We start from the raw sequence: 22,473 nt of genomic DNA, 5'->3' as shown, positions 1-22,473 counted from the left end.
ATAAACCGCCATCTGCGTCGTTGCTCTTGCGTGCTTCACTCCAGCGTACAACCAGTACGCTTGCGTTCCAGTACTCATCGCGCCTAGCAGCTGACGATTTCTAAGCAGTTCGCGGCATTTGATACGCTGGGTAGATACAAGTTTACTACTCGTTAAGATCTGCTGAATAACTGTCATTGCATTATTGAACCTGCTTTTTACTTGAGTACTACTTGGCGGTCACCGGTTGTTACTTTACCGATTATATAGGCTTTTTCCTGGCGGGAGGAGAGATAGTCCAAAATGGTATCTGTCTGCTCAGCGGGCACAACAAAAATCATGCCGATACCCATGTTAAAAGTTCGGTACATCTCGGGTCGGGCCACACGGCCCCACTGCTGCACAAGTTTAAATACGGGCGGAACCGGCCATGCAGCCGCGTCTACTTCCACACCGCAATTGTCCGGCAGCACTCGGGGTATGTTGTCATAAAAGCCGCCGCCTGTGACATGAACCATACCTTTGACTTCGAAACGTTCCAGAAGCGGTAGGCATACCTTGGGATAGAGGCGGGTGGGTTCCAGTAACTCTTCGCCCAATGTCCGGCCAAATTCGGGAATGTAAACATCTACCGCCATTTTTTTAATCTCAAAGCATATTTTCCGGACAAGTGAAAAGCCATTGGAATGAAGACCGCTGGACGGCAGTCCAATCAGCACGTCACCCGGACGAATCGTTTCTCCGGTAATGATACTATCCTTGTCCACCACGCCAACGGCAAAGCCGGCAATATCATACTCACCATCCGGATAAAAACCGGCCATCTCGGCTGTTTCGCCGCCAATAAGAGCGCAGCCTGACTCGCGGCAGCCTAAAGCAACACCGCTGACAATGGCTGCGACTTTTTCCGGGTCCAGTTTGCCGACAGCCAGATAATCTAAAAAGAAGAGTGGCTCGGCTCCTTGAACCAGAATATCGTTAACGCACATAGCTACTGCATCCTGGCCGATAGTATCATGCTTATCCATCATAAAAGCCAGCCGCAATTTAGTACCGACGCCGTCTGTACCGCTCACCAGAACAGGCTGACGGTACTTTCCCGCGTTTAAAGAAAAAAGTCCGCCAAATCCGCCGATGTCTCCCAGAACCTCAGGACGATAAGTCGAGCGAACGTGCCGCTTTATCAGTTCCACCGCCCGGTTCCCGGCGTCTATATTAACGCCGGCATCCCGGTAGGTCAATTCAATATTGCCCTCATTGCTATTATTGTTATCACTGTTATCATTCATGCGTTAGATTCCCCTTATTGAATCAGTCTATAACCATCTGCTCAATGGCGCTGGGTGGGTTCAAATACATACTTGTTACAGCTGCACTGTTCCGCACAGGGAATTCTTGCCGGATAGTCACAGTTGAAACAGGCATTGCATAAAGTCTTCCCTGAGATGTTGGGAATGGAAGCATGCAAACCCTCCAATGACAGGTAGTGAAGCGAATCTGCGCCAATAAATCGGCGAATTTCGTCAACTAGCTTCGAGGCAGCTATAAGCTCTTTGCGCACAGATGTATCGATGCCATAGTAACAAGGGTAGCCGATGGGTGGTGAACTTACGCACATGTGAACCTTGGTTGCCCCCGCATCTTTGAGCATGCGCACAATCTTGCCGCTGGTAGTGCCGCGGACAATGGAATCATCCACCATAATTACCGATTTGCCCTTTACGACGGAAGCAACGGCGTTGAGTTTAAGCCGAACGCCTAAATCTCGTTTTTTCTGTTCCGGCTGTATGAATGTCCGGCCGATATAGCGGTTTTTCATTAGTCCCTCCGCAAACGGAATACCTGATTCACGACTGAAACCAACGGCCGCCGTGGTGCCTGAGTCGGGAACGGATATAACGATATCGGCTTTGTAGCCGCTTTCCCTGGCTAAAGTTTTTCCCATATTGAACCTGGCCTCGTAGACGCTTTGACCATCAATAATACTGTCCGGCCGGGCAAAATAGATATACTCAAACACACAACCCGCCCGGCGCTCAGCTGCCGCAAAATGCCGGGAACTTAGGCCGGTGTCATCAATAGTCACCATCTCCCCCGGTTCCACATCCCGGATAAACCGCGCCCCAACTGTATCCAAAGCACAGGATTCAGAAGCCAGAACCCAGCCTTCACCGGTCTTGCCAATGCAAAGAGGCCGAAAACCGTTAGGGTCCCGTACACCAATGAGCTTGTTTTCGGTCATGATTACCAGACAATACGCTCCGTGCACTCCGGTCAAACTATCGCTGACTTTTTCTTCTACCGTCGGTTTGCCGGAACGGGCAATCAGGTTAACGATAACTTCACTGTCGATTGAAGTCTGAAAAACACAGCCTTCCTTTTCCAGTCCGCTGCGAATTTCATGAGCATTAGTAAGATTGCCGTTATGGGCCAGGCTGATTTGACCCCCGGAATAATTTACCAGAAGAGGCTGTGTATTCCGCAGCAAACTGGAACCGGTAGTCGAGTAGCGGACATGACCGATGGCGATATGGGCAGCCATTTCCGGCACGCCATTTTTGAATACGTCAGGCACCAACCCCATTCCCCGCTGAATATCCATAACACACCCGTCGGTAACAGCTATACCTGCGCTTTCCTGACCGCGATGCTGGAGAGCGTACAGACCCCAGTAGGTTATCATGGAGACATTTTCACAACGGGAAAATATGCCGAATATGCCGCACTCTTCTTTAAATTTATCTGTCAATGCGTCGTAAAGCACCTTTAATCTCCTTCACCGAATATTGGTTATTAAAGCGTGTTTCAAAAAACACGCATCCTTAATTTAGAGAGGCTGGTTCAAAATGTTCAGATGCTAGGCGCGACGAGGACGCGAACGGAACAGTACAGAGAAGTACGTGGAGTGAGCGCCCGCAGGAGCAACAACGCAGATGGGCGTTTTGAACCAGCCTCTATTGTTTTTGCCCGGTAAGCCGCTTTAACACTTCCTGATATGCTTCCTCCACATTGCCCAAGTCTCGACGGAACCGGTCCTTGTCTAATTTTTGGCCAGTCTCCGTATCCCAAAAGCGACAGGTATCAGGCGAGATTTCATCACCCAGGAGCAGTTCGCCGTTATGCAATCCAAACTCAAGTTTGAAATCAATTAGTTCGATCTTCTTGTCTTTAAGAAAGTCTGAAAGTATTTCATTCACCTTCAGGGCGTATTGCTCCATAAGCAGGACCTGTTCATTAGTTGCCAAACCCAGAGCCCTGATATGATAATAGTTGATAAGGGGATCACCTAAATCATCATTTTTATAATAAAGTTCAACGACGGTAGCAGGCAGCTTTCGTCCTTCTTCCCAGCCGATACGTTTGGCCAGGCTGCCGGCGGCAATATTACGCACAACCACTTCAACCGACAAAATCTTGAGGGTTTTCACCAGCATTTCCCTATCACTGACCATTTTGACAAAATGATTGGGAATTCCTTTTTCGGTCAAAAGGTTAAAAAAGAAAGTAGAGATCTTATTATTTAAAATACCTTTATTGCCGATGGTACCGCGTTTCTCACCATTAAACGCAGTAGCGTCATCCTTATAGTACACTAATAACTGATCGGGATTATCCGTTGCATATACTTGCTTGGCTTTTCCTTCATACATAGGTTTTTTGTCCATCTTTGCATCTCCCCCTATCTTCTTAACTATTCACTTTAAGCTGGGAACTGCTGAAAAACCGCCATCTGCGTCGTTGCTCCTGCGGTCCTCACTCCAGCGTACATCCCAGTACGCTTGCGTTCCGGTCCTCGTCGCGCCTAGCATCTGACGATTTTTGAGCAGTTCGTGGCAATTGAAGATAAACATTACGATACTCTATAGATTTATTTACCGATTTTTTCCAACAGTCTGGCTGCTTTCATTTCCACTTCCCGTGCCATTTCCTCACGGTGAGCAGTTAACTTTTCCGCCAGCGCCGGATTTTCCAGCGCTAAGACTTGAGCAGCAAACAAAGCTGCGTTCTTGGCACCGTTTATAGCCATAGTGGCCACCGGAATACCGGCAGGCATCTGAGCAACACTTAATAAAGCATCTATCCCGCCCAGCGACGTGCTGTTAATGGGAACACCAATAACCGGCAGAGTAGTGAAACTGGCCACTACGCCTGCCAGATGAGCTGCCGCTCCGGCAGCGGCAATAATAACTTTCACGCCTCTTTCCCTAGCACCGGCAGCAAAATCGTGAACCTTTCCCGGAGTCCGGTGAGCAGATGCCACTAAAATCTCATTTTTAATACCCAAATCAGCCAATTGCTTCACTGCTGGTTCAAGCAGCGGCCAGTCGGAATCACTTCCCATAATAATTGCAACTTTCACAAGTGATCACCCCTTAGACGGAAATCTGATTAATAAAATTAGTTTCTCCCTTATTTCAGGCGGAATACGGAATTAGCAATTACCAAACAAATTACCAAACATATGGTAACACAATGTAAAAAACCCCAACGGGGAAACTTCGCGTCTTACAGTTCTAGAGCGAAACCTCCCCGCCAGGGTTTTTATCCCTTCGGTGTAGTGTTATCCAATAACACCTGTACCACTTGGTCACAGCCGCAACCGAAATAAGCACCAGCCTCAACCGGCGGCGCGGAACCCTAGGTACACTTTCACCCGTAGTCGGGCAATTTACGGTTGCCTGGTAGAAACTTTTGAGCCATATCCTCAAAAATATACGAGCCTTATGGACTTTATTTCCTGGTTCTAATTGTACCGCCGTTTCGGAACAGCTGTCAACAGAAAAATGAACTTTTTCTAAAAAGCAACGTCCAATGTTCGGGTTTTCACTCTGTTAACAGCCCGGTCCTTATTTTAACCACAGCTTTGCGCACCGGCCTGCTGGCAAGCCGATTGCAGCAAGGGCGGTGGACATCCCACGGAAATAAAACAGCGTACATCCCCTGGGTCATAATTACATCCGCTTCATCGTCCACCGATTGGTAAAAAATTACATCACTTGTCGCCAGCTTATCTTCCATTACCGGATACTTACTCGCTAAAAGGCTTACACCAATTATCTCTTCTCCCGCAATCAGGTACTGGATATCAATATACTTTTGATGAGCTTCCGGCCGGCGAATTTCCTTCGGCTCAGTTTGATAGTGATCAATATTAACATACATATCATCACCGTCAATAGTATACCGTCCGGGAGACAGCGCACCGAAATCGGCGTTGGCAAGAAACTTCAGCCCCATAACAATCGCCGGATGAAAAGCCGGAGCTTCTTTCTCTATATTCGAAATGTGCCCCACAATCATTCTGTCCCCCCCAATCTTAAACGAACTATATTTTTGCACAGACAATGAACTGCCACGAACTGCTTAGAAGTCGTCAGGTGCTAGGCGCGACGAGGACCGGAACGGAAGCGTACTGGTTGTACGCTGGAGTGAGGACCGCAGAAGCACCGACGCAAATGGCGGCTTCTAAGCAGTTCCCCCACTTTAAGCCGAGATCTTTCTACAAAACCCGTTTTGCGCCTAAGTATCGTGCCTTCCAGTAGCTTTCATCCAGCTTGCTGATCATCACACCCCGGCTGGAGGAGGCATGAATAAACTTTCCGTCACCATAATAAATACCCACATGCGAAGCTCCCGGAGCATAAGTTGTGAAAAATACCAGGTCTCCCGGCGTCAGACCCACCCGGTCTATTTTGCGCCCAACAGTAAACTGGACATCTGCCGTACGCGGCAGTTTTTTGCCGTTCTTATCAAATACATACATAACAAAGCCGGAGCAGTCAAATCCTCCCGGACCGGCTCCGCCAAACCGGTAGGGAGTACCGAGATATTTAGATGCTGTCTTGGTAACGCCGGTACTTTTCGCCGGTATGGCTTTTTGCTGCTGTGGCGCCTTGATTTCCGGCATGTCGGTATCAAACAAAATTTTATAAGTAACTTTATCCACAACACCGGTCTGCTGTAAATTGTTCTTTTTTTGAAATTCTTTTATTGCTTTGGACATATCCTTATCAAATTTGCCGTTAATCACTCGCTTGGAATAACCAAATTGATTTAATTTTAGCTGGATTTGCGCCACTACCAGTCCCTCGTCCCCTATTGAATACACCCGCTCGGCCGCGTAGGCCGGAATATAGGCTAAAAATACTATACCCAAAAAAGCCATGAGCACAATAAACATCCTGACGTTTTTTATCATACCGGCGCCCTCCTGTCTCCATTAAATATTACAATGTTTGCCATTACGTTCTACAAATTGCCGAGTTATTCCTGCTTTATCGACACTGCAGATGATAATCTTCATAAGTTTTTTACATATAACCAAAAAAATAAGAAGGCCGCCATGACAACATGGTGACCTTCCTGCCTGCAGTCTGTATTGTTAAAATGAAGTTACCGTTTAGTTATACTCGGTTTGATACAAATGCTCAGTCATTTCTGCTTGACGATAACAACTCTATTCAGCAAGCCGATTTTCTACGGTCATAACCGTACCGGCGGTATTGACTGTATGCCCTAATGTCGGCATTGGGTTGTATTCCAGATCATTATAGGCCGTTATACCGTGTTCGCTAATATCTAATCCTTCAATTTCCTCTTCCACCGCTACCCTGATCCCGACGATTGCTTTCAATAAGCTAAACAATCCGTAGGTAGCAGCAAATCCCCATACTGATACAGCTATCACCCCAAGGGCTTGTACCCCAAGCAATCCTACTCCGCCGCCGTAAAGCAGCCCGCCGTTTTCGGCAAAAATTCCGACGGCAATGGTGCCAAAGGTTCCGCAGACTCCATGGACTGCAATCGCACCAACCGGGTCATCAGCCCGAACGGAGTCAAAAAATGCCACAGCAAAAACAATAAGTACACCGGCAATACCACCAATAATTAAAGCACTGACAGGCTCCACAAACGCACAGCCGGCAGTTATGGCCACAAGACCGCCCAGAGCACCGTTTATTGTCATACTGGGATCGGCCTTGCCATATCGGAACGCGGTATACAGAGCCGCCATCGTGCCACCGGCGGCGGCGGCAATGTTGGTGTTCACAGCAATCCGGGCAATATTCATATCAAGGCCCGACAATGTGCTTCCAGGATTAAATCCAAACCAGCCAAACCACAGGAAAAACGCGCCAAGAGCGGCAAGCGGCAAGTTATGACCAGGAATGACGTTCACCGAACCATCTTTGGCAAATTTCCCGGTTCTGGGCCCTAGCACATAAACAGCAGCAAGCGAAGCCCAACCACCTAAAGAATGCACCACCGCAGAACCGGCAAAATCCATCATCCCCAACTTATTCAGCCAGCCATCACCACTCCATACCCAGTGTCCGGCAACCGGGTAGATAATAACCGTAGCCAGGAAAGAAAAGACTATGTAGGGAGCAAATTTCATTCGCTCAGCAACGGCGCCTGATACGATGGTGGCCATAGCTATTGCAAAGGCGGCTTGGAATAGCCAGTAAGCATAGACCGGTATTTTTAACCCCAGGTGAGTCATGTCCCCATTAAGAAAGAATCCGGAAAATCCAATGAATCCAGCTTTATCGAGACCATACATAAAAGCAAAACCAAATGCAAAATAGCCAATCATTCCAACCGTGCAGTCCATTATTACTTTCATAATAATGTTCAATGAATTTTTACTGCGGATAAAACCGGCTTCCAAGGCTGCAAAGCCGCCCTCCATCAAAAAGACCAATGCCGCGCACAATAGAACCCAAACTGTGTCAATTCCCGACGCCAACGAGTGTATGGACAATTCCATCTTTCTTCCTCCCCTTTTCTAAAACCCTTTTCTAAAACAAAAAAACCAAACTTACCATACGTAACACGTATGGTAAGTCCGGCTTCATTGCCTTAAAATATATTAAATTCCAGATATATTATATCATAAAATCCACAAATCACAACACATTTTATCTTATCCTGATTTTTATAGATCTTGCCAAATTAATAAAATATTATGGTAATCCAAAAATTATAAGGCCGCTTTCCCGGATTCTCCTGTGCGGATACGGTAGACCTGCTCAACCGGTAAAACGAATATTTTGCCGTCACCAATTTCACCGGTTTGCCCTTTTTTTATAATAATATCAATAATATCGTCCACATCGGCAGCCAAGGCTACTATTTCAATTTTTACTTTTGGTAATATGTTTATGTTATACTGCTTTCCCCGGTATATACCGATATGCCCTTTTTGCAGACCATAGCCAAATACTTCGGAAACCGTCATCCCTCTGATACCTAACCTGGACAAACCATCTTTTATCTCATTTAATTTATGCGGCCGAATGATTGCCTCAACTTTTCGCAAAACTATCTCCTCCCGCTTTCTCCCGGAATATTTCTGCGGCTGCCGCCCTACTGCCCCATAAGCCGGTAGCCCACTCCGGATTCGGTAATAATATATTGCGGGCGAGCAGGGTCCTGTTCAATTTTCCGCCGTAATTGCCCTACATACACCCGGATATAGTGGGTATCTTCATTATAAGTGTTGCCCCACACAGCTTTTAGGAGCTGTTTGTGGGTCAGTACCCTGCCTGCATGTTGAGCCATGATTTTAATAATTTCATATTCAGTGGGAGTCAGCTTTATCTCCCTCCCTTCTACAGTTACACGGCGCTGTACCAGATCTATGACAAGGCCGCCGCAGGATAATACTGGATCGTTCTCGGCGGTAGCCGCCCGGCGCAGGGATACGCGCATGCGAGCCATGAGTTCGCCCATACCGAAAGGTTTAGTGACATAGTCGTCGGCGCCGGCGTCAAGAGCTTCGATTTTTTCCTGCTCCTGATCGCGGGCAGTTAAAATAATAATAGGGACCTGTGACCATTCACGTATTTTTTTGATCACGTTTTTTCCGTCCATATCAGGTAGTCCGAGGTCTACGATAATTAGATCAGGTTTATGGACGGCTGCCCAGTTGATTCCTTCCTGACCTGTCACCGCTGCGTGAACTTGGTAACCGTGGGCACTTAACGAAACGTTTAAGAGTTTTCGAATTTGCTGCTCATCGTCAATCACCAGCATCCGGAGTCCTTTTTCATTCATATCAGTCTCCCTGCCTTTGGAGGAATAATCGCCCCGTCTCCCCGGACGGGGATGATAAAGTGAAATGCCGTTCCGCCACCGGAACGGTTTTGTGCCCAAATCCGTCCGCCATGAGCTTCAATAATGCCTTTACAAATAGATAAGCCCAAGCCGGTACCGCTCATTTGCTTTGGCTGGCGAATACGATAAAACTTATCAAAAATGCGGGATAAATCTTCACTGGGAATGCCAGGGCCGTTATCCAGAACAGACACCTGCATACTCCCGTTTTCCTGAGCGGCAGTAATAGCAATGGCGCTGGCGGGTGGCGAATACTTTATGGCGTTGTCCACCAGATTAACCAGCACCTGCTCTAATAATATACAGTCGGCACGGATCAGGTCCAAGTCATTAGGTATCTCCACAGTGAGTTGATGAGCCATATCACCGATTCGACGCAGGGCTGCGCCTACAATATCTTCAATATCACACCAATCGGTCTTAAGTTGCAGCATGCCGCTTTCCAGGCGGGCAGTGTCCAAAAGATTGGCCACGACGCGCTCCATGCGGACCGCCCCTTCCTGGATGGTTTCCAATAGTTCGCGCCGGGTTTGTTCGTTGTACAGATCGCCTGCTTCCATCAAAGTGGATACCGAACCAATAATGCCCGACAGGGGTGTCCGGAGTTCGTGGGAAATGGAATTGAGAAGAGCGGTGCGCAAACGATCGGATTCTACTAACAGGGCTGTTTCCCGGGCTGCTTCCGCCAGCTTCACCCTTTCGACAGCAATAGCCGCCAATCCCGCCCAGGCATCGATAAGCCTCCGTTCTTCAGGGGTGATTTTATTGGCAATGATATGTACACCCAGGACACCCCGCACCGTGCCGCCGGTAATAAGCGGTACATAGAGAAGAAAATCCGCCCCGGCAGTGTTTCAGTTGATCGTCCTGCCACCTGCCTGTGCTGATAGGCCCAGCTTGCCACCGCATTTTCGGCCTCTAATAATGGCTGGGGTTGGGAAAAGCTGTCTGGACGGGCTGGATCGTAAAACCCTGCCATCGCCAGATAGCCTTTATCGTCCGGCAAAAGCACCATGGTTTTGCTGCCGATAGTTTCCCCGGCATGCCTGGCCAGTTCCTTCGCTATCGCCTCCAGGTTGATAACAGCAGCTATTCCCCGGCTGAACTCGTACAATGCGCGAGTTCTTTTCTCCCGCTGCCGGGCCGACTTTGCCTCTAATCGCAGGAGTTCAGTCCGCCCGCCGCTGACAAACGAAACAAATAAAAAGATTATAAAACTCCAGACATAACGTATGTCGCTTACGGAAAAAGTGAAAATAGGCGATACGAATAAAAAATCAAAGGCCAATACGCTGGCCACGGCGGTAACATAGGACGGCCAGCGTCCCCACCAGGCAGCAGCCAAAAGTACGGGAAGAACATATAAAAGAGCTATATTGACAAGTTCCAGTTCGGCCTTAAAAAGCCAACTTAAAATTGTCACGGCAACCATCATGGACAAACCGCCGCAGTAGTGCCAAAGCGGCCTGGATGCGACGGCAGGCGGGGCAGTTTTAATGGCGGGCCGCTCTTCCTCTTCCGCTTTTCCCTGGATGACATAGACATTAATTCCGCCGCCATGGCGGATAAGTTTATCTACCAATGAGCCGTGCCGAAGTTCCCATAAGCGACTGTGTTGCGGCCTGCCGACAACGATAGCGGTCACGTTATGGCTACGAGCCACCTCTAATATTTCATTCACTAAGTTCTCGCCCACTATAGTCAGCGTTTGGGCTCCTAATTCTTCGGCTAGCCTTAAGTTCCGGACCACCCGGTCACGTTCTTTCTCTCCCATGGGATAGCGGCGGGTAGGCGCCTCAATATGTACGGCCAGGAGTTCAGCTTGCAAGCCACCGGACAAGCGTCTGGCGGCCCGGATAAGCTGAGCGGAAAATGGACTGGCGCTGACGCATACCATGATGCGTCCTGCTGCCGGCCATGGACCCTCAATATTATGCTCCCGCATATATTGGGCTAAATCCTTGTCAACCCGGCTGGCGGTAAAGCGGAGCGCCAGCTCCCGCAACGCATTGATGTTGCCGGGGCGGAAGAATTTTTTGAGAGCCTGCTCGACTTGGCCGGGAACGTAGACCTTACCTTCTTTCAGGCGCTTGATAAGTTCTTCCGGCGGTATATCAATCAATTGAACGGTATCAGCCCGTTCGACGATGTAGTCAGGAACCGTCTCCCGGACAATAACACCCGTAATCCGGGTTACTACGTCGTTCAGACTCTCAATATGTTGAATACTAAGAGTAGTATAGACGTTGATGCCCGCATTTAGCAACTCCTCTATATCCTGGTATCGCCGGACATGACGGGAGCCGAGGATATTGGTATGAGCCAATTCGTCCACTATGACCAGGTCCGGTTTTCGCGCCAGGATGGCGTCAATGTCCATTTCCTTGATTTCCTTGTCGCGATACAGGATTATCTGCGGGGCAATGCAAGGCAGACCGGCTACAAGCCTTTCCGTTTCCGCACGGCCATGGGTTTCAATCCAGCCGCTAACCACGTCCATACCTTCGGCCAAACATTGCTGAGCAGCCTCCAACATGGTGTAAGTTTTGCCCACACCTGCTGCTGCCCCAAAAAAGACGGTTAGTTTTCCTTTCGCTGCTTTTGGAATCCGTCCCGGTAATTCGTCAGCGTCGGGACGATCATCACTGTTTTCCCTTGGCATCTTGCACCCCCATTGCGGGTTACCCTTTTTTCTCCTCTGCCATCAAGTACGGTTACAATAATATTATACCCTAATTGTGGTAAACATGGCGGCAAACAACGGAAGCAAGAGAAGAAAGAAACCCGCGATATCACGGGTTCCAAGTAATTTCCAATTTAATCCTAAACAATTCATTTTTTACTACTTGGATAAAAGGTTACAAAAACAACCACTACACAATAGCCATTGCTTGCTGCCGCAAGGCTTCGCCTTCATTCAGCATGACAGTAACCCTCGCTGCCGCAGCGCTGGCATATTCAGTGTCCTGGATTGAGCTAATATTAATTTTAACATTCATTATAGCTCCCTGCAGACCGGCATAGGCCATTTGTACGGCAACTCCCGCGTCGGAAAGTGAATTAGGGTTGCCTTTCGCCAAAATTGCCGGGCATATTTTTAAAACGGACAAACAGTGACCGGCTACTTCCAGCGGAATATCGGCCGCTTGTTTATAGGCAAGCTGTATTTCAGCCGCACGCGTCTGTTTCTGTTCTTCCGTCTTTTTCGGCAATTTAAGAGCCGCCATTACGCCATTGAAAGCATCTGTATCAATATTAATAAGTTCCGTGAGACGCTTGTAAAGTTTTTCGGTTTCAGCCTTAAGCGGCATTAGTTCCCCTTCCGCGGCGGCGAATTTTTCCCGGCCCACGGTTAGATTCAAAACCATGTTTAATAATCCGGCCGCCATTGATCCAGCTAATGCCGAAACGCTGCCGCCGCCCGGAGCCGGCGAATCGGCGGCCAGTTCCTCAATAAAATCTTTCACTGTCAGTTCTGTAAGCACGAACTATCCCCTTCCCATGATGTGTTAGCTGCTACTCGCCCCAGCGCCGGAATAACCGGTGTTCTATGCCGATAACATCCATAATTTTTCCTAGCATGAAGTTCACCATGTCATCCAAAGTCTTCGGTTTATGATAAAAGGCCGGTGACGCAGGCAGGATGACAGCTCCGCCCCGTGCCAGTTTGAGCATATTTTCCAGATGGATGGCGGTTACGGGAGTTTCCCGCGGCACCACGATCAGCTTGCGTCCCTCTTTCAAGGTGACATCGGCCGACCTGGTTAACAAATTCCCGCCGCTGGCATTGGCCAAAGCGCCTAGTGTATGCATGGAGCAAGGAACGATGACCATACCATCTGTTTTAAATGATCCGCTGGCCAATGATGCAAACAAGTCATCGTTGGCATATACTTTGGCATGTTTACTAATCTCCTTGATGGTCACCCCGCACTCATACTCTAATACTTTTTCTCCCATTTGGGTGTACACCGTATGTACTTCAATTCCCAGCCGGGACAATAAAAGAATAAGGTTATAGCCGTATACGGCCCCGCTGGCCCCTGTTACGCCCACCGCAATTCGCATTTTCGTCCTCCTCGCAACAACCATAACAACCATGGTGGCAACAAAACATTTCCATGTCTTTAAATTATACCTTAATTGTTTCGCTTTTCTCAAATGAATATGAAAAATCCCCACCACCTTGCTTAAGATAGCAATTTGGTTTAATATTTTATATGTATCGGGCAATTTAGAGAGTTAAATACTAAAATGTTATTTTACTTAAAATTAGCCTAAGATATGTAAAAACGGCGGTTTTCCGCCAGGATACATTCCCGATTTAATTTATAAAGGAGAATAAATATGGCTGAAAAAATTAAGATGAGCACTCCCTTGGTAGAAATCGACGGCGATGAAATGACCAGAGTAATATGGAAAATGATTAAGGACATCCTGTTGGACCCGTACATAGAGTTAAAAACCGATTACTATGACCTTGGCCTTGAAAACAGAGACAAGACGAACGACAAAATAACGGAAGAGTCGGCACTGGCTATAAAAAAGTACGGGGTAGGCGTCAAATGTGCAACAATTACCGCCAACGAAGCCAGGGTAAAAGAATACAATCTGAAACAAATTTGGAAAAGTCCCAATGCTACAATCCGGGCTATCCTGGATGGTACGGTTTTTAGGTCTCCCATCATAGTTGACAGCATTAAGCCTTTCGTAAAGACATGGAAAAAGCCAATAACCATTGCCAGGCATGCCTACGGCGATATCTACAAGGATGTTGAATATAGGATTAAAGAAAAAGGTAAAGCGGAACTTATTTTCACCAGTGAAGCCGGCGAAGTTTCCCGGCAAACCATCCATGATTTTAAAGGCCCCGGCGTAGTTCTTGGCATGCATAATCTGGACCAATCAATAAAAAGCTTTGCTAAAGCTTGCTTCAATTACGCTCTGGATCAAAAGCAGGATTTGTGGTTTTCTACCAAAGATACAATATCCAAAGATTACGATCAAACCTTCAAAAATCTATTCCAGGAAATCTTTGATAACGAATACAACGAAAAATTTACTGCCGCCAATATCGAATATTTCTATACACTAATTGACGATGTTGTTGCGAGAATCATCCGTTCAGAAGGCGGCATGGTCTGGGCCTGCAAAAATTATGACGGCGATGTAATGTCCGATATGGTCGCAAGCGCATTTGGCAGCTTGGCGATGATGACATCTGTCCTGGTGTCGCCCGAAGGATACTACGAATTTGAGGCTGCCCACGGAACTATTCAAAGACACTATTACAAGCATCTTAAAGGGGAAGAGACATCCTCAAATTCAATGGCTACCATTTTTGCCTGGACCGGAGCTTTAAGAAAACGGGGTGAGCTTGATGGAATCAATGATTTAGTTGATTTTGCCGGCAAGCTGGAAAAAGCCTCAATCCAAACCATCGCCGAGGGAGTTATGACAAAAGACCTCTTAAACCTTTCGGAACTCCGGGAAAAAAAGGCTGTAAATACCGAAAACTTCCTAAGAGAAATAAACAAACGCCTGGCAACAATACGATAAATGACTATGCGACAGACAGGTGTTTACCTATTTGCGGATAATCTCTCCAACTTAAGGATTCTGTGATATTGATAAAACAGCCAGTACAAAAACCAGTCGGCAGCATAGGAATGCCACGTGTTCCACCATAAGTGATATCGCATATGCCCGGAAATCACATAGATTAGTTCGATAATGACGGCGATGGTCGTCCAAACCAGCCAATATTTGAGCATTGGTTTAATTGTATGGCTATCAGGCAACCATTGAATAAAGAGGTATATCACCACAGGATAGATACCTAAGTCATCGGCCAGGTGGATAAAGAGCAGGGGTCCGACATATTCCCACAGCGGGTAGTGGACCACAAAAAGGTCGGTGGCTAATGCCAAGGTTTTTGCAAAAAATACAACCGGCAACATCTCACGCCAGCGGGCTCTATCGGCAAACCGAAGCCAAACTATCCAGGATAATATAAACCATATGATATAGAACATCGATTAAATCACTCATCTCGCGATATGTAATGGACATTTCCTTCATAGCATAGCCAAACACAGACGGTTCGTATACAACATTATCATAAGAATCAGGAACGGCTCTCTTACCCAAGTTACGGAATAAGAGAGCCGTTTTCAGTCATTACTATCTTTTTGGCGGACAAGGGGATAAGGATCATTGCCATGGCTGTCGGAACGTTGGATTCGCCCTCATTCCAGGCAATTTACTGCAAGGATAACTCCTTGGTGTAAGCATAAGAAATGTATTGTCCATCCTGGGTTTCCATATAGCCCTTTTCTTTATGCGAATATTCACTAATACGTCTAGTGTTAAACTTCTGAAATGTTTTCGCGATATGCGTTAGCGTATCCATTTCTTCCGGTGTAAAAGCATTAGCTGACAGGTCAACCTTTCCTTTAATGGTCTCGCCGCGAATCTGTGGCGTAACATCGATAATTCCCTCGCTTCGTAACTGGCTGAGCAAAAGATCATGTTCATCCGGCACCGGGCCATAGGGAAGGTGGGCATAATGGGCGCCGCTAATAGAGCGGTCATGCCGCCGGAAATGCACCATATCGGCATACCATAACAGTTTCCACATCATCGTTTTGTAAAGCATTCCGGACATTACTCCGGCAAAAAACAAAATCATTGCTGCAAACTTATCTAAATCGAAAGGACGGTTGCCCGTATATATGTTACTTTCATTGTTAAAATAGTTCATCACAATACAGTCACGCAGCCGCTCTTTCTTTGTTTGCTCCAGCGCATCGCGCACAGTTCCGGCTAATTTTTTATATTCCTTCTCATCTAATTCACTTTGACGCTGCTCTAATAGCCGCTGCATATTCAAAGGGTCCTGAAGCAGTTTCAGAACATCATTATGGGCAATATCCTGCAGGGCCCCCGCTTCATAGCGATGAACGGTAATCTCGCCCCATCCCAGCAGTTTGGCAAACTTCCGCTGGCTTAAGCCATACTTTTCCCGGATCGATTTAATTTCAGCCGGAAACAGCAGCTTGTGTTTTCTCCGGTATACGTCATATGCCAATAACAGATTGGCATTGTCTAAATCCGGCTGAAAGATTTCTTCGCCGCAGGCATCACACACGGCAACCGTTGCAGTAATCTCGACCGGCTCTCCTTTAACAGGATAGACTTCTTTCTTTTCAATTGTATGATAAGCTCGCTCTTCCAGACAATGCGGACAAAATATAATCGGGTTGCTCATAGTTTCATCCTCCACTCATAATTACTCACTTTTTTGCCATGGAATTCATGGCCTGTAAGGATAGTGAATTGTCCTGTCTGGCTCATGGAAAGAAAGAACTACGACAGCGTTATCTTTCGACGTAACCAGTTTGAATTTCAAGTAAAATTCCTTGCGGAACTGACAGCCAAACTCCCAGATATCGCCGGTTCCCGGCCGGTCACGGTCTTCAGAAGGCCCATAAAAATAGTCGATTGCTTTCATGTCGATTATTGCATCAAGTAAATCCGGAATAGTCATGCCTTCCGCAGCCAGAGCGTCAAGATTTTTCTTGCGAGGAATAAACGTATACCGCTTATTCCTAACACAATCCCGAACAATTGCCAATACACTTTCAATTTCTTCTTTTGTCGCTCTTCGTGCCACGGAAACACCACCTTCACTATATATTATATTGCTAATTAGATCTTTTATCAACATTTTTGTTATCATATGATAACAATTTAATCAGATTTTTGTTTATTTTTCATCTGCTATTTTGTAGCATGCTTAAGTAATACGCTCTACTTATCACCTAAACCTAGCTTATCAGCCGGTTTTCTCACTTGAAGCACCTAATAAAATTATTAGACTTGAAAATGCAAAAAACTCCGCCTAACCCGCGAAGTCTTATAAATTCTATTAATTTTTTTTGGTGCCGAGGACCGGAATCGAACCGGTACGGATGTTACCATCCGACGGATTTTAAGTCCGTTGCGTCTGCCAGTTCCGCCACCCCGGCATAATACTACTTTCTCTATAAGTTGGGAACTGCTTAAAAACGGCCATCTGCGTTGTTGCTCCTGCGGTCCTCACTCCAGCGTACAACCAGTACGCTTCCGTTCCGGTTCTCGTCGCGCCTAGCATCTGACCATTTCTAAGCAGTTCGTGGCATTTGATAATCTGCATGCATGCTATAATATTTATGGAGGCGGCACCCAGATTTGAACTGGGGAGTAAAGGTTTTGCAGACCTCTGCCTTACCACTTGGCTATGCCGCCTTATGTTGGGAGCCGAAAACGAGATTCTAACTCGCGATCCTTGCCTTGGCAAGGCGTTGCTCACCACTGAGCTACTTCCGCATTTTTATGGTGCCTCAGGGCAGAATCGAACTGCCGACACGAGGATTTTCAGTCCTCTGCTCTACCGACTGAGCTACCGAGGCAAATACGCGTCAGTCTCTAAACGCCCATCTGCGTTGTTGCTCCTGTGGTCCGTTGCTCAACGTACATACTGCAGTACGCCTCCGCTACGGTCCTCGTCGCGCCTAGCATCTGAGCATTTATAGCCAGCCGCGGGGCTGGTAAAATTAATGGCGACCCGGAAGGGACTTGAACCCTCGATCTCCGCCGTGACAGGGCGGCATGTTAACCACTACACCACCGGGCCGTATTTTCTCGGTCGTCTGTCGTCAGGCTGCAGCCATCGGTAACATCGGTAAGTTTCAAAAAGATTACTCCCGCAAACTGCCGCCTGATGACTAATGACTGAATTGGTGGGCGATGACAGGATCGAACTGCCGACATCCTGCTTGTAAGGCAGGCGCTCTCCCAGCTGAGCTAATCGCCCGTATCGATTTTCGACATTAGATAGTTGACTCACGTCAAAATCTACTCCGAAAACCATATAATCAGATTCGCAGGCTTTTGCTCTTTCGAACAGCGAGCAGCGAATCCCGAACAGCGAGTTGGTGACCCGTAAGGGAATCGAACCCTTGATACCGCCGTGAAAGGGCGGTGTCTTAACCGCTTGACCAACGGGCCATGATCATTGTGCTGTCTTTGGTTCCCATCAATAACAACAAGGTTTCTGTCGCGAAAATTATTATAACCGAAACTATCCCATTTTGCAATACCGTTTTTGACACTGTTCTTGCATATACTGTTTCAATTCACTACAATTCGTTTTTACTATTCACGTGTTTGGAGGATACCCAGCCCATTGTTGCCTTACTTTTTAACCTGCCGGAAGATTTTAAAGAATAAATATACCGTGGCTCCCAATGAAATCAGCAAAAGGTAATAACCAGTGTAGTGTATTTCGGATTGAATGGGTCCCTCGCCGGCATGCATCATGATGGAAGAGGCTAAAAGCATACTGGCGATAATTACACTGTAAGCAATGCGATTGATGGACTTGTCCAGCTTGTCGCCGATAAAGTCCATACCGCTCAACTCCAGCGGTATTTTTTTATCGCCCCGGGTCAGGCCGGAAATAAAAGCAGGCAATTCACTAAACGCAATACGGAGTTTCTTTTTCACATCCAATGCACTGGCCAGCATCGCCGTCTCGCTCATCTGAGGCATAAGGTTTTTTCGCAAAAACTCCAGAATAATTGGCCGGGAAATTTCCAGGAAATTGATGTCCGGGTCAAGTTTCCGGGCATTGCCCTCGGCAATGGCGAAAGCTTTCCCCAATAACAACAACCTTTCCGGTATATGGATGCCGTGTTTCTGGGAAACCTGCATCATACCAAAAATCATCTTACCCAATTCTATTTTCCCGTGAGTCATATTCTGGGACATATACAGCAACTCAGCCATATCTTCATAGTAATTTTGCCAGTTAATTTCACCGGAAAAATGGCCTATTTCCATAGTTACGTTGATCAGTGTCTCCACATCAGCATTTTGCACCGCGATAAAGTTTTCAATCAATCGTTCCATCATGCGCGGGTCGATGCGCCCGACGATACCAAAATCCAGATAGACAACTTCTCCGGCTGCCGTCAGCCTGACGTTGCCGGAATGAGGATCGCCGTGAAACACGCCATACAAAAGCACTTGCCTGAGGAAACTCTCTAAAAATTTATGGGCAAGTTGCCGGCGCTCGGTCGGGTCTACGCCCTCAACCGCCGCCTCCATGCTAATGCCCTCAATGTATTCCATGGTCAGCAGGTTTTCATTTGTCAGTTCCCACTCCACTTGCGGCGTCCTAGCCAAGCCGCTATCGGCCAACAGGTGCTGAAACAACTGAATGTTGCCCGCTTCCACCGAAAAGTCAATTTCCTTTCTAAGAGAATGAGCAAAAATCGCAAAGCTGGTTTCAATATTTATTAACTTATTAACCTCCGGCTGTTTTGACAGAAAGTCCACTATCTTTTGCAATACTTTGAGATCCAGTTCAATCTGGTTGATAACCTCCGGCTTGCGAACTTTAAGGACCACCCGGCGGCCATCCTTTAGCCGGGCGGCATGAGTCTGAGCGATAGAAGCCACGCCTAATGGCTCAGGATCAATATAGTCAAACCAATCCCCATACCCAGGCAGGTTTTCAATAATGATTTGCTCAATGCGGGCGAAGGGGACCGGCGTCATCTTTTCCTGCAGTCGCTTTAGAGCATCAGTTACATACATGGGGATAATATCCTGCCGGCTGCTTAAGAACTGGCCAAATTTGACAAAAGCAGGTCCCAACTCTTCCAGCATAAATGGCAGCTTCTGCACCAGCCGCCGAAACTCCTCGCTTTTGAATCTCCCTACACAGTCTCCCGACCTGCAAAAACCGGTAAGCGAAAATAGCCGGCGCAGCCCTAAGTCGTTCACCAGAAAACCAAAGCCGTACCGGACCAGCACGCCGGCAATGTGGCTGGCCCGCTGCCGTACCGCCTCTTCTCTCTGCCATGTCGCCATATATTCCCTCCATCAAGCAACGTTTGATCTATTGCCTCACTTGTCGCCGCTGGCCACTAAATTTTTGAAAAACAACATTTTTTCTATCTTTACCGTTATTGATTTAAAAATCTCAGGCAGCCGGTCTAAATAATATACCTCGGTATCATCGATAACGATTTTATTAAAGCTGTGCATTTGATGTGGTTCGATTTTTCCCAATTGCACGGACAGGTAATAGGCCTGACCCACACGCCCGATGCCGGGTCGTTCTTTAATCCTGATGTTGATGGCCTTATCAACACTTTTTTTCAGAATGTATTCACGAGCCGCCGGTTCAATTACAATATTCATACCCTTACCTCCTTTCTTACCGGGCTGTGGCAGCCCGTCCACCTCTTGCCGTGTAAGCTATTACCTTCAACTATTTATATGATATCATAGTTTATAAAAAATAGAATAACTTCTGAAGAATCGATGAGGTTATACGGTTGATAAGGTGAATAAAAAAAGCCCTTCAGAATTACTTCTGAAAAGCCTTGGATCCTCTGGTGACCCACCCGCGACTCGAACGCGGGACACCCTGATTAAAAGTCAGGTGCTCTACCGACTGAGCTAGTAGGTCATATCTTTTATTAATTTATGCCACAATCAGCGGCAACTCATTTAGAATATCACAAAATATTTTTTATGTCAATAACCATCTTCATAATTATCTATAACAATCACAGCAATGTTAATACTAAAATTACCTGTTTGTACCTTGTTGAAAAAATCAAGGGACCAGTGTTTCACCGGTCCCCTAATTTGCTGCAAGACCCCATCTTGCCAATAACGGGGCTGTTTAAAAACTATTCTGCAAGAAAGAAAAACCGTAAGACAACCAAAATGGCTAGTACATAAACAATCCAATGAACGTCACGCCCCCGCCCGGTAACCAACTTAAGTAGCGGGTATAAAACCAGACCGGCGGATATGCCATTGGCAATGCTATAGGTAAATGGCATAAGAGCAATCGTTAAAAAAGCAGGCATGGCTTCGGTAAAATCAGCGAAGTTTATATGGAGCACCGATTCCATCATCAGAACACCGACGATGATGAGCGCCGGCGCAGTGGCAGCATCAGGAATCAGCTGGGCCAAAGGAGTGAAGAACAGTGCCAAGATAAACAGTATACCGCATACTACCGCCGTAAGACCCGTGCGCCCGCCAGCCCCAATCCCGGCAGCGCTTTCGATATAGGCGGTAATTGTGCTTGTGCCCAGCAGCGCGCCAAAGCTTACACCGGTCGCGTCAACCAGCATAGCTTTACCAATACCGGGGAATTTACCGCTTTTGTCGACTAAGCCGGCCTTGGTAGCGGTTCCGACTAATGTTCCCATAGTATCGAACAGTTCAACAAAAGTGAAAGTAAAGATGATTGTCAGCAGGCCCATATTAATAGCCCCCATGATATCTAAAGCCAAAAATGCGTTATTACTGAAGTCAGGAATTTTAACAGGAGAAAACCCTTGGGGAACGTTGACTACTCCTGTAATGATGCCAATAACAGTTGTTGTAAGAATACCGATAAGTATAGAACCTTTAATCTGACGCGCCATCAGAATACCGATCAATATTAAGCCAAATACGGCGAGCAGCACCTCCGAATGAAACAGGTTACCCATTTCAATGATTGTTTCAAAAGGCAGGGGTGTGCCATTGCCCTTAGCCGCAATTATTTTCTCTAAAGTAGGGGGAATCAAGGAAAGTCTGATCGCCATGATTCCGGAAAGTTTTAGACCGATAATGGTTATAAACAACCCAATACCAACCGTAATCGCATGCTTTAGGGAGGAAGGTATGCCTTCCACCAGCAACTGGCGTATTTGAGTAACAGTAAGTATGATAAAAATTAGACCGGAAATAAATACGGCGCCTAAAGCCACTTGCCAAGAAACACCCATGCCGATGACAACAGTAAAGGCATAAAAGGCATTGAGGCCCATACCGGGGGCAAGAGCAATGGGATAGTTAACAAAAAGGCCCATGGCGATAGTGACAATACCGGCGCCAATTGCGGTGGCTAACAGAACGGCATTTTTATCCATGCCGGCAGCCCCGAGAATACTCGGATTTACAAACAGGATATACGCCATGGTCATAAAAGTGGTAATACCGGCCATGACCTCGGTTCGAACGTCAGTCTTACGCGTACTAAGACCAAATAATTTCTCAAGCACGTTTTATCTCTCCTCTCACAGATCAGATTGCCCTCTCGGGCCGCTCTATAACAGAGCTCCTTAGTTCTTTCCTCCTTTCCGAGCTAGTATAGCATTAAGCTTTTTTTATTCAACATAAATTTAACCATTCCTGCTATTTGAAGTAAAATTGTTAGATTTATATACGCTAGTGACTTGACCATGTTATATTTTAGTTTTAGGGCGAGACAAAATGGCAAAGGGCAAGGAAGACCCGACGACGCATACTGGAAGG

Annotated in this window: 21 protein-coding genes, 7 tRNA genes and 1 riboswitch; of the genes, 1 reads left to right on the top strand and 27 read right to left on the bottom strand. The window is 46.8% G+C overall.

The genetic code is table 11. The annotated features are described in order from the left end of the window. Window positions 1-197: 197 nt before the first annotated feature. The 13 genes from purM to MAMMFC1_RS14890 all read right to left on the bottom strand — a co-directional run bounded on the left by purM (window position 198) and on the right by MAMMFC1_RS14890 (window position 13,167). A complete protein-coding gene (gene purM, locus MAMMFC1_RS14945; RefSeq protein WP_126309238.1) occupies window positions 198-1,268 on the bottom strand; it encodes a phosphoribosylformylglycinamidine cyclo-ligase in 1,071 nt (356 codons plus the stop codon). A gap of 41 nt (window positions 1,269-1,309) precedes the next feature. Further along, window positions 1,310-2,743 (bottom strand): amidophosphoribosyltransferase, encoded by a 1,434-nt coding sequence (gene purF, locus MAMMFC1_RS14940; protein ID WP_126309237.1) that lies wholly within the window; start codon window positions 2,741-2,743, stop codon window positions 1,310-1,312. A 190-nt stretch (window positions 2,744-2,933) separates the two neighbouring features. Further along, on the bottom strand, window positions 2,934-3,644 hold the full coding sequence (gene purC, locus MAMMFC1_RS14935) for a phosphoribosylaminoimidazolesuccinocarboxamide synthase (RefSeq protein WP_126309236.1): 711 nt from the start codon (window positions 3,642-3,644) through the stop codon (window positions 2,934-2,936). A gap of 203 nt (window positions 3,645-3,847) precedes the next feature. Then, a complete protein-coding gene (gene purE / locus MAMMFC1_RS14930; RefSeq protein WP_126309235.1) occupies window positions 3,848-4,339 on the bottom strand; it encodes a 5-(carboxyamino)imidazole ribonucleotide mutase in 492 nt (163 codons plus the stop codon). 277 nt (window positions 4,340-4,616) lie between these two features. Then, window positions 4,617-4,718, bottom strand: a riboswitch (purine riboswitch). A gap of 85 nt (window positions 4,719-4,803) precedes the next feature. Then, window positions 4,804-5,280 carry a YhcH/YjgK/YiaL family protein gene (locus MAMMFC1_RS14925; protein WP_126309234.1) on the bottom strand — a complete coding sequence of 159 codons (477 nt, stop codon included), beginning with the start codon at window positions 5,278-5,280 and terminating at the stop codon, window positions 4,804-4,806. Window positions 5,281-5,479: 199 nt separating this feature from the next. Further along, complete coding sequence (locus tag MAMMFC1_RS14920; protein WP_232035473.1) at window positions 5,480-6,178, bottom strand: C40 family peptidase; 699 nt, start codon at window positions 6,176-6,178, stop codon at window positions 5,480-5,482. A 258-nt stretch (window positions 6,179-6,436) separates the two neighbouring features. Continuing rightward, window positions 6,437-7,750, bottom strand: a complete 1,314-nt coding sequence (locus tag MAMMFC1_RS14915) for an ammonium transporter (RefSeq protein ID WP_174234382.1) — start codon at window positions 7,748-7,750, stop codon at window positions 6,437-6,439. Between the two features lie 213 nt (window positions 7,751-7,963). After that, complete coding sequence (locus MAMMFC1_RS14910; RefSeq protein ID WP_126309233.1) at window positions 7,964-8,302, bottom strand: P-II family nitrogen regulator; 339 nt, start codon at window positions 8,300-8,302, stop codon at window positions 7,964-7,966. Between the two features lie 47 nt (window positions 8,303-8,349). Continuing rightward, window positions 8,350-9,039, bottom strand: coding sequence for a response regulator (locus MAMMFC1_RS14905; RefSeq protein WP_126309232.1), 690 nt, complete (start codon window positions 9,037-9,039; stop codon window positions 8,350-8,352). Next, window positions 9,036-9,794, bottom strand: coding sequence for a sensor histidine kinase (locus MAMMFC1_RS22410; RefSeq protein ID WP_232035472.1), 759 nt, complete (start codon window positions 9,792-9,794; stop codon window positions 9,036-9,038). Before MAMMFC1_RS22410 ends, MAMMFC1_RS14905 begins: the two co-directional genes overlap by 4 nt. Beyond that, window positions 9,791-11,761, bottom strand: a complete 1,971-nt coding sequence (locus tag MAMMFC1_RS14900; protein ID WP_232035471.1) for a DUF4118 domain-containing protein — start codon at window positions 11,759-11,761, stop codon at window positions 9,791-9,793. The genes MAMMFC1_RS22410 and MAMMFC1_RS14900 overlap by 4 nt, the downstream gene beginning before the upstream one ends. Before the next feature lie 211 nt (window positions 11,762-11,972). Further along, the gene (locus MAMMFC1_RS14895; RefSeq protein WP_126309231.1) at window positions 11,973-12,584 is read right to left on the bottom strand and encodes a cyclodeaminase/cyclohydrolase family protein; all 612 of its coding nucleotides are present in this window, start codon (window positions 12,582-12,584) and stop codon (window positions 11,973-11,975) included. A gap of 31 nt (window positions 12,585-12,615) precedes the next feature. Then, window positions 12,616-13,167 (bottom strand): UbiX family flavin prenyltransferase, encoded by a 552-nt coding sequence (locus MAMMFC1_RS14890; RefSeq protein WP_126309230.1) that lies wholly within the window; start codon window positions 13,165-13,167, stop codon window positions 12,616-12,618. A 279-nt stretch (window positions 13,168-13,446) separates the two neighbouring features. On the opposite strand from MAMMFC1_RS14890, the gene MAMMFC1_RS14885 reads away from it, so the two are divergent. Then, window positions 13,447-14,658 carry an NADP-dependent isocitrate dehydrogenase gene (locus tag MAMMFC1_RS14885; RefSeq protein ID WP_126309229.1) on the top strand — a complete coding sequence of 404 codons (1,212 nt, stop codon included), beginning with the start codon at window positions 13,447-13,449 and terminating at the stop codon, window positions 14,656-14,658. Between the two features lie 23 nt (window positions 14,659-14,681). Here the strand turns inward: MAMMFC1_RS14885 and MAMMFC1_RS14880 are convergent, their stop codons facing one another. The 14 genes from MAMMFC1_RS14880 to MAMMFC1_RS14815 form a co-directional block, all read right to left on the bottom strand. Continuing rightward, entirely contained in the window at window positions 14,682-15,134 is a 453-nt protein-coding gene (locus MAMMFC1_RS14880; protein WP_126309228.1) for a CBO0543 family protein, read from the bottom strand. 227 nt (window positions 15,135-15,361) lie between these two features. After that, window positions 15,362-16,369 carry a type II TA system antitoxin MqsA family protein gene (locus MAMMFC1_RS14875; RefSeq protein ID WP_126309227.1) on the bottom strand — a complete coding sequence of 336 codons (1,008 nt, stop codon included), beginning with the start codon at window positions 16,367-16,369 and terminating at the stop codon, window positions 15,362-15,364. Window positions 16,370-16,414: 45 nt separating this feature from the next. Beyond that, window positions 16,415-16,774, bottom strand: a complete 360-nt coding sequence (locus tag MAMMFC1_RS14870) for a type II toxin-antitoxin system MqsR family toxin (protein ID WP_158618786.1) — start codon at window positions 16,772-16,774, stop codon at window positions 16,415-16,417. A gap of 266 nt (window positions 16,775-17,040) precedes the next feature. Next, window positions 17,041-17,129 (bottom strand) — tRNA-Leu (locus MAMMFC1_RS14865). 184 nt (window positions 17,130-17,313) lie between these two features. Next, window positions 17,314-17,388: transfer RNA gene (locus MAMMFC1_RS14860), tRNA-Cys, on the bottom strand. Between the two features lie 88 nt (window positions 17,389-17,476). Next, window positions 17,477-17,552 (bottom strand) — tRNA-Phe (locus MAMMFC1_RS14850). A gap of 148 nt (window positions 17,553-17,700) precedes the next feature. Beyond that, window positions 17,701-17,776: transfer RNA gene (locus MAMMFC1_RS14845), tRNA-Asp, on the bottom strand. Next, window positions 17,755-17,913 (bottom strand): hypothetical protein, encoded by a 159-nt coding sequence (locus MAMMFC1_RS21565; protein ID WP_158618785.1) that lies wholly within the window; start codon window positions 17,911-17,913, stop codon window positions 17,755-17,757. Before MAMMFC1_RS21565 ends, MAMMFC1_RS14845 begins: the two co-directional genes overlap by 22 nt. Continuing rightward, window positions 17,881-17,956 (bottom strand) — tRNA-Val (locus MAMMFC1_RS14840). Before MAMMFC1_RS14840 ends, MAMMFC1_RS21565 begins: the two co-directional genes overlap by 33 nt. A 119-nt stretch (window positions 17,957-18,075) precedes the next feature. Next, window positions 18,076-18,150 (bottom strand) — tRNA-Glu (locus tag MAMMFC1_RS14835). Between the two features lie 186 nt (window positions 18,151-18,336). After that, complete coding sequence (locus MAMMFC1_RS14830; protein WP_126309225.1) at window positions 18,337-20,019, bottom strand: ABC1 kinase family protein; 1,683 nt, start codon at window positions 20,017-20,019, stop codon at window positions 18,337-18,339. A gap of 36 nt (window positions 20,020-20,055) precedes the next feature. Beyond that, the gene (locus MAMMFC1_RS14825; RefSeq protein ID WP_126309224.1) at window positions 20,056-20,352 is read right to left on the bottom strand and encodes a hypothetical protein; all 297 of its coding nucleotides are present in this window, start codon (window positions 20,350-20,352) and stop codon (window positions 20,056-20,058) included. A gap of 195 nt (window positions 20,353-20,547) precedes the next feature. Then, window positions 20,548-20,623 (bottom strand) — tRNA-Lys (locus tag MAMMFC1_RS14820). A gap of 226 nt (window positions 20,624-20,849) precedes the next feature. Next, window positions 20,850-22,220, bottom strand: coding sequence for an NCS2 family permease (locus MAMMFC1_RS14815; RefSeq protein ID WP_126309223.1), 1,371 nt, complete (start codon window positions 22,218-22,220; stop codon window positions 20,850-20,852). Between the last annotated feature and the right edge of the window lie 253 nt (window positions 22,221-22,473).

This window comes from Methylomusa anaerophila (assembly GCF_003966895.1).
Lineage (GTDB): Bacteria > Bacillota > Negativicutes > Sporomusales > Sporomusaceae > Methylomusa > Methylomusa anaerophila.
Note: the sequence above shows the minus strand (reverse complement) of the source record. Positions and strands in the feature narration are given on the sequence as shown.

Bases quoted from the DNA above. Each gene is read 5' to 3' on its own strand.
- MAMMFC1_RS14880 (WP_126309228.1), bottom strand. From the start codon at position 15,134: ATGTTCTATATCATATGGTTTATATTATCCTGGATAGTTTGGCTTCGG.
- MAMMFC1_RS14830 (WP_126309225.1), bottom strand. From the start codon at position 20,019: ATGGCGACATGGCAGAGAGAAGAGGCGGTACGGCAGCGGGCCAGCCAC.
- MAMMFC1_RS14825 (WP_126309224.1), bottom strand. From the start codon at position 20,352: ATGAATATTGTAATTGAACCGGCGGCTCGTGAATACATTCTGAAAAAA.
- MAMMFC1_RS14875 (WP_126309227.1), bottom strand. From the start codon at position 16,369: ATGAGCAACCCGATTATATTTTGTCCGCATTGTCTGGAAGAGCGAGCT.
- MAMMFC1_RS21565 (WP_158618785.1), bottom strand. From the start codon at position 17,913: ATGTCGGCAGTTCGATCCTGTCATCGCCCACCAATTCAGTCATTAGTC.
- MAMMFC1_RS14885 (WP_126309229.1), top strand. From the start codon at position 13,447: ATGGCTGAAAAAATTAAGATGAGCACTCCCTTGGTAGAAATCGACGGC.
- MAMMFC1_RS14905 (WP_126309232.1), bottom strand. From the start codon at position 9,039: ATGAATGAAAAAGGACTCCGGATGCTGGTGATTGACGATGAGCAGCAA.
- MAMMFC1_RS14925 (WP_126309234.1), bottom strand. From the start codon at position 5,280: ATGATTGTGGGGCACATTTCGAATATAGAGAAAGAAGCTCCGGCTTTT.
- MAMMFC1_RS14915 (WP_174234382.1), bottom strand. From the start codon at position 7,750: ATGGAATTGTCCATACACTCGTTGGCGTCGGGAATTGACACAGTTTGG.
- purC (WP_126309236.1), bottom strand. From the start codon at position 3,644: ATGGACAAAAAACCTATGTATGAAGGAAAAGCCAAGCAAGTATATGCA.
- MAMMFC1_RS14900 (WP_232035471.1), bottom strand. From the start codon at position 11,761: ATGCCAAGGGAAAACAGTGATGATCGTCCCGACGCTGACGAATTACCG.
- MAMMFC1_RS14920 (WP_232035473.1), bottom strand. From the start codon at position 6,178: ATGATAAAAAACGTCAGGATGTTTATTGTGCTCATGGCTTTTTTGGGT.
- purM (WP_126309238.1), bottom strand. From the start codon at position 1,268: ATGAATGATAACAGTGATAACAATAATAGCAATGAGGGCAATATTGAA.
- MAMMFC1_RS14890 (WP_126309230.1), bottom strand. From the start codon at position 13,167: ATGCGAATTGCGGTGGGCGTAACAGGGGCCAGCGGGGCCGTATACGGC.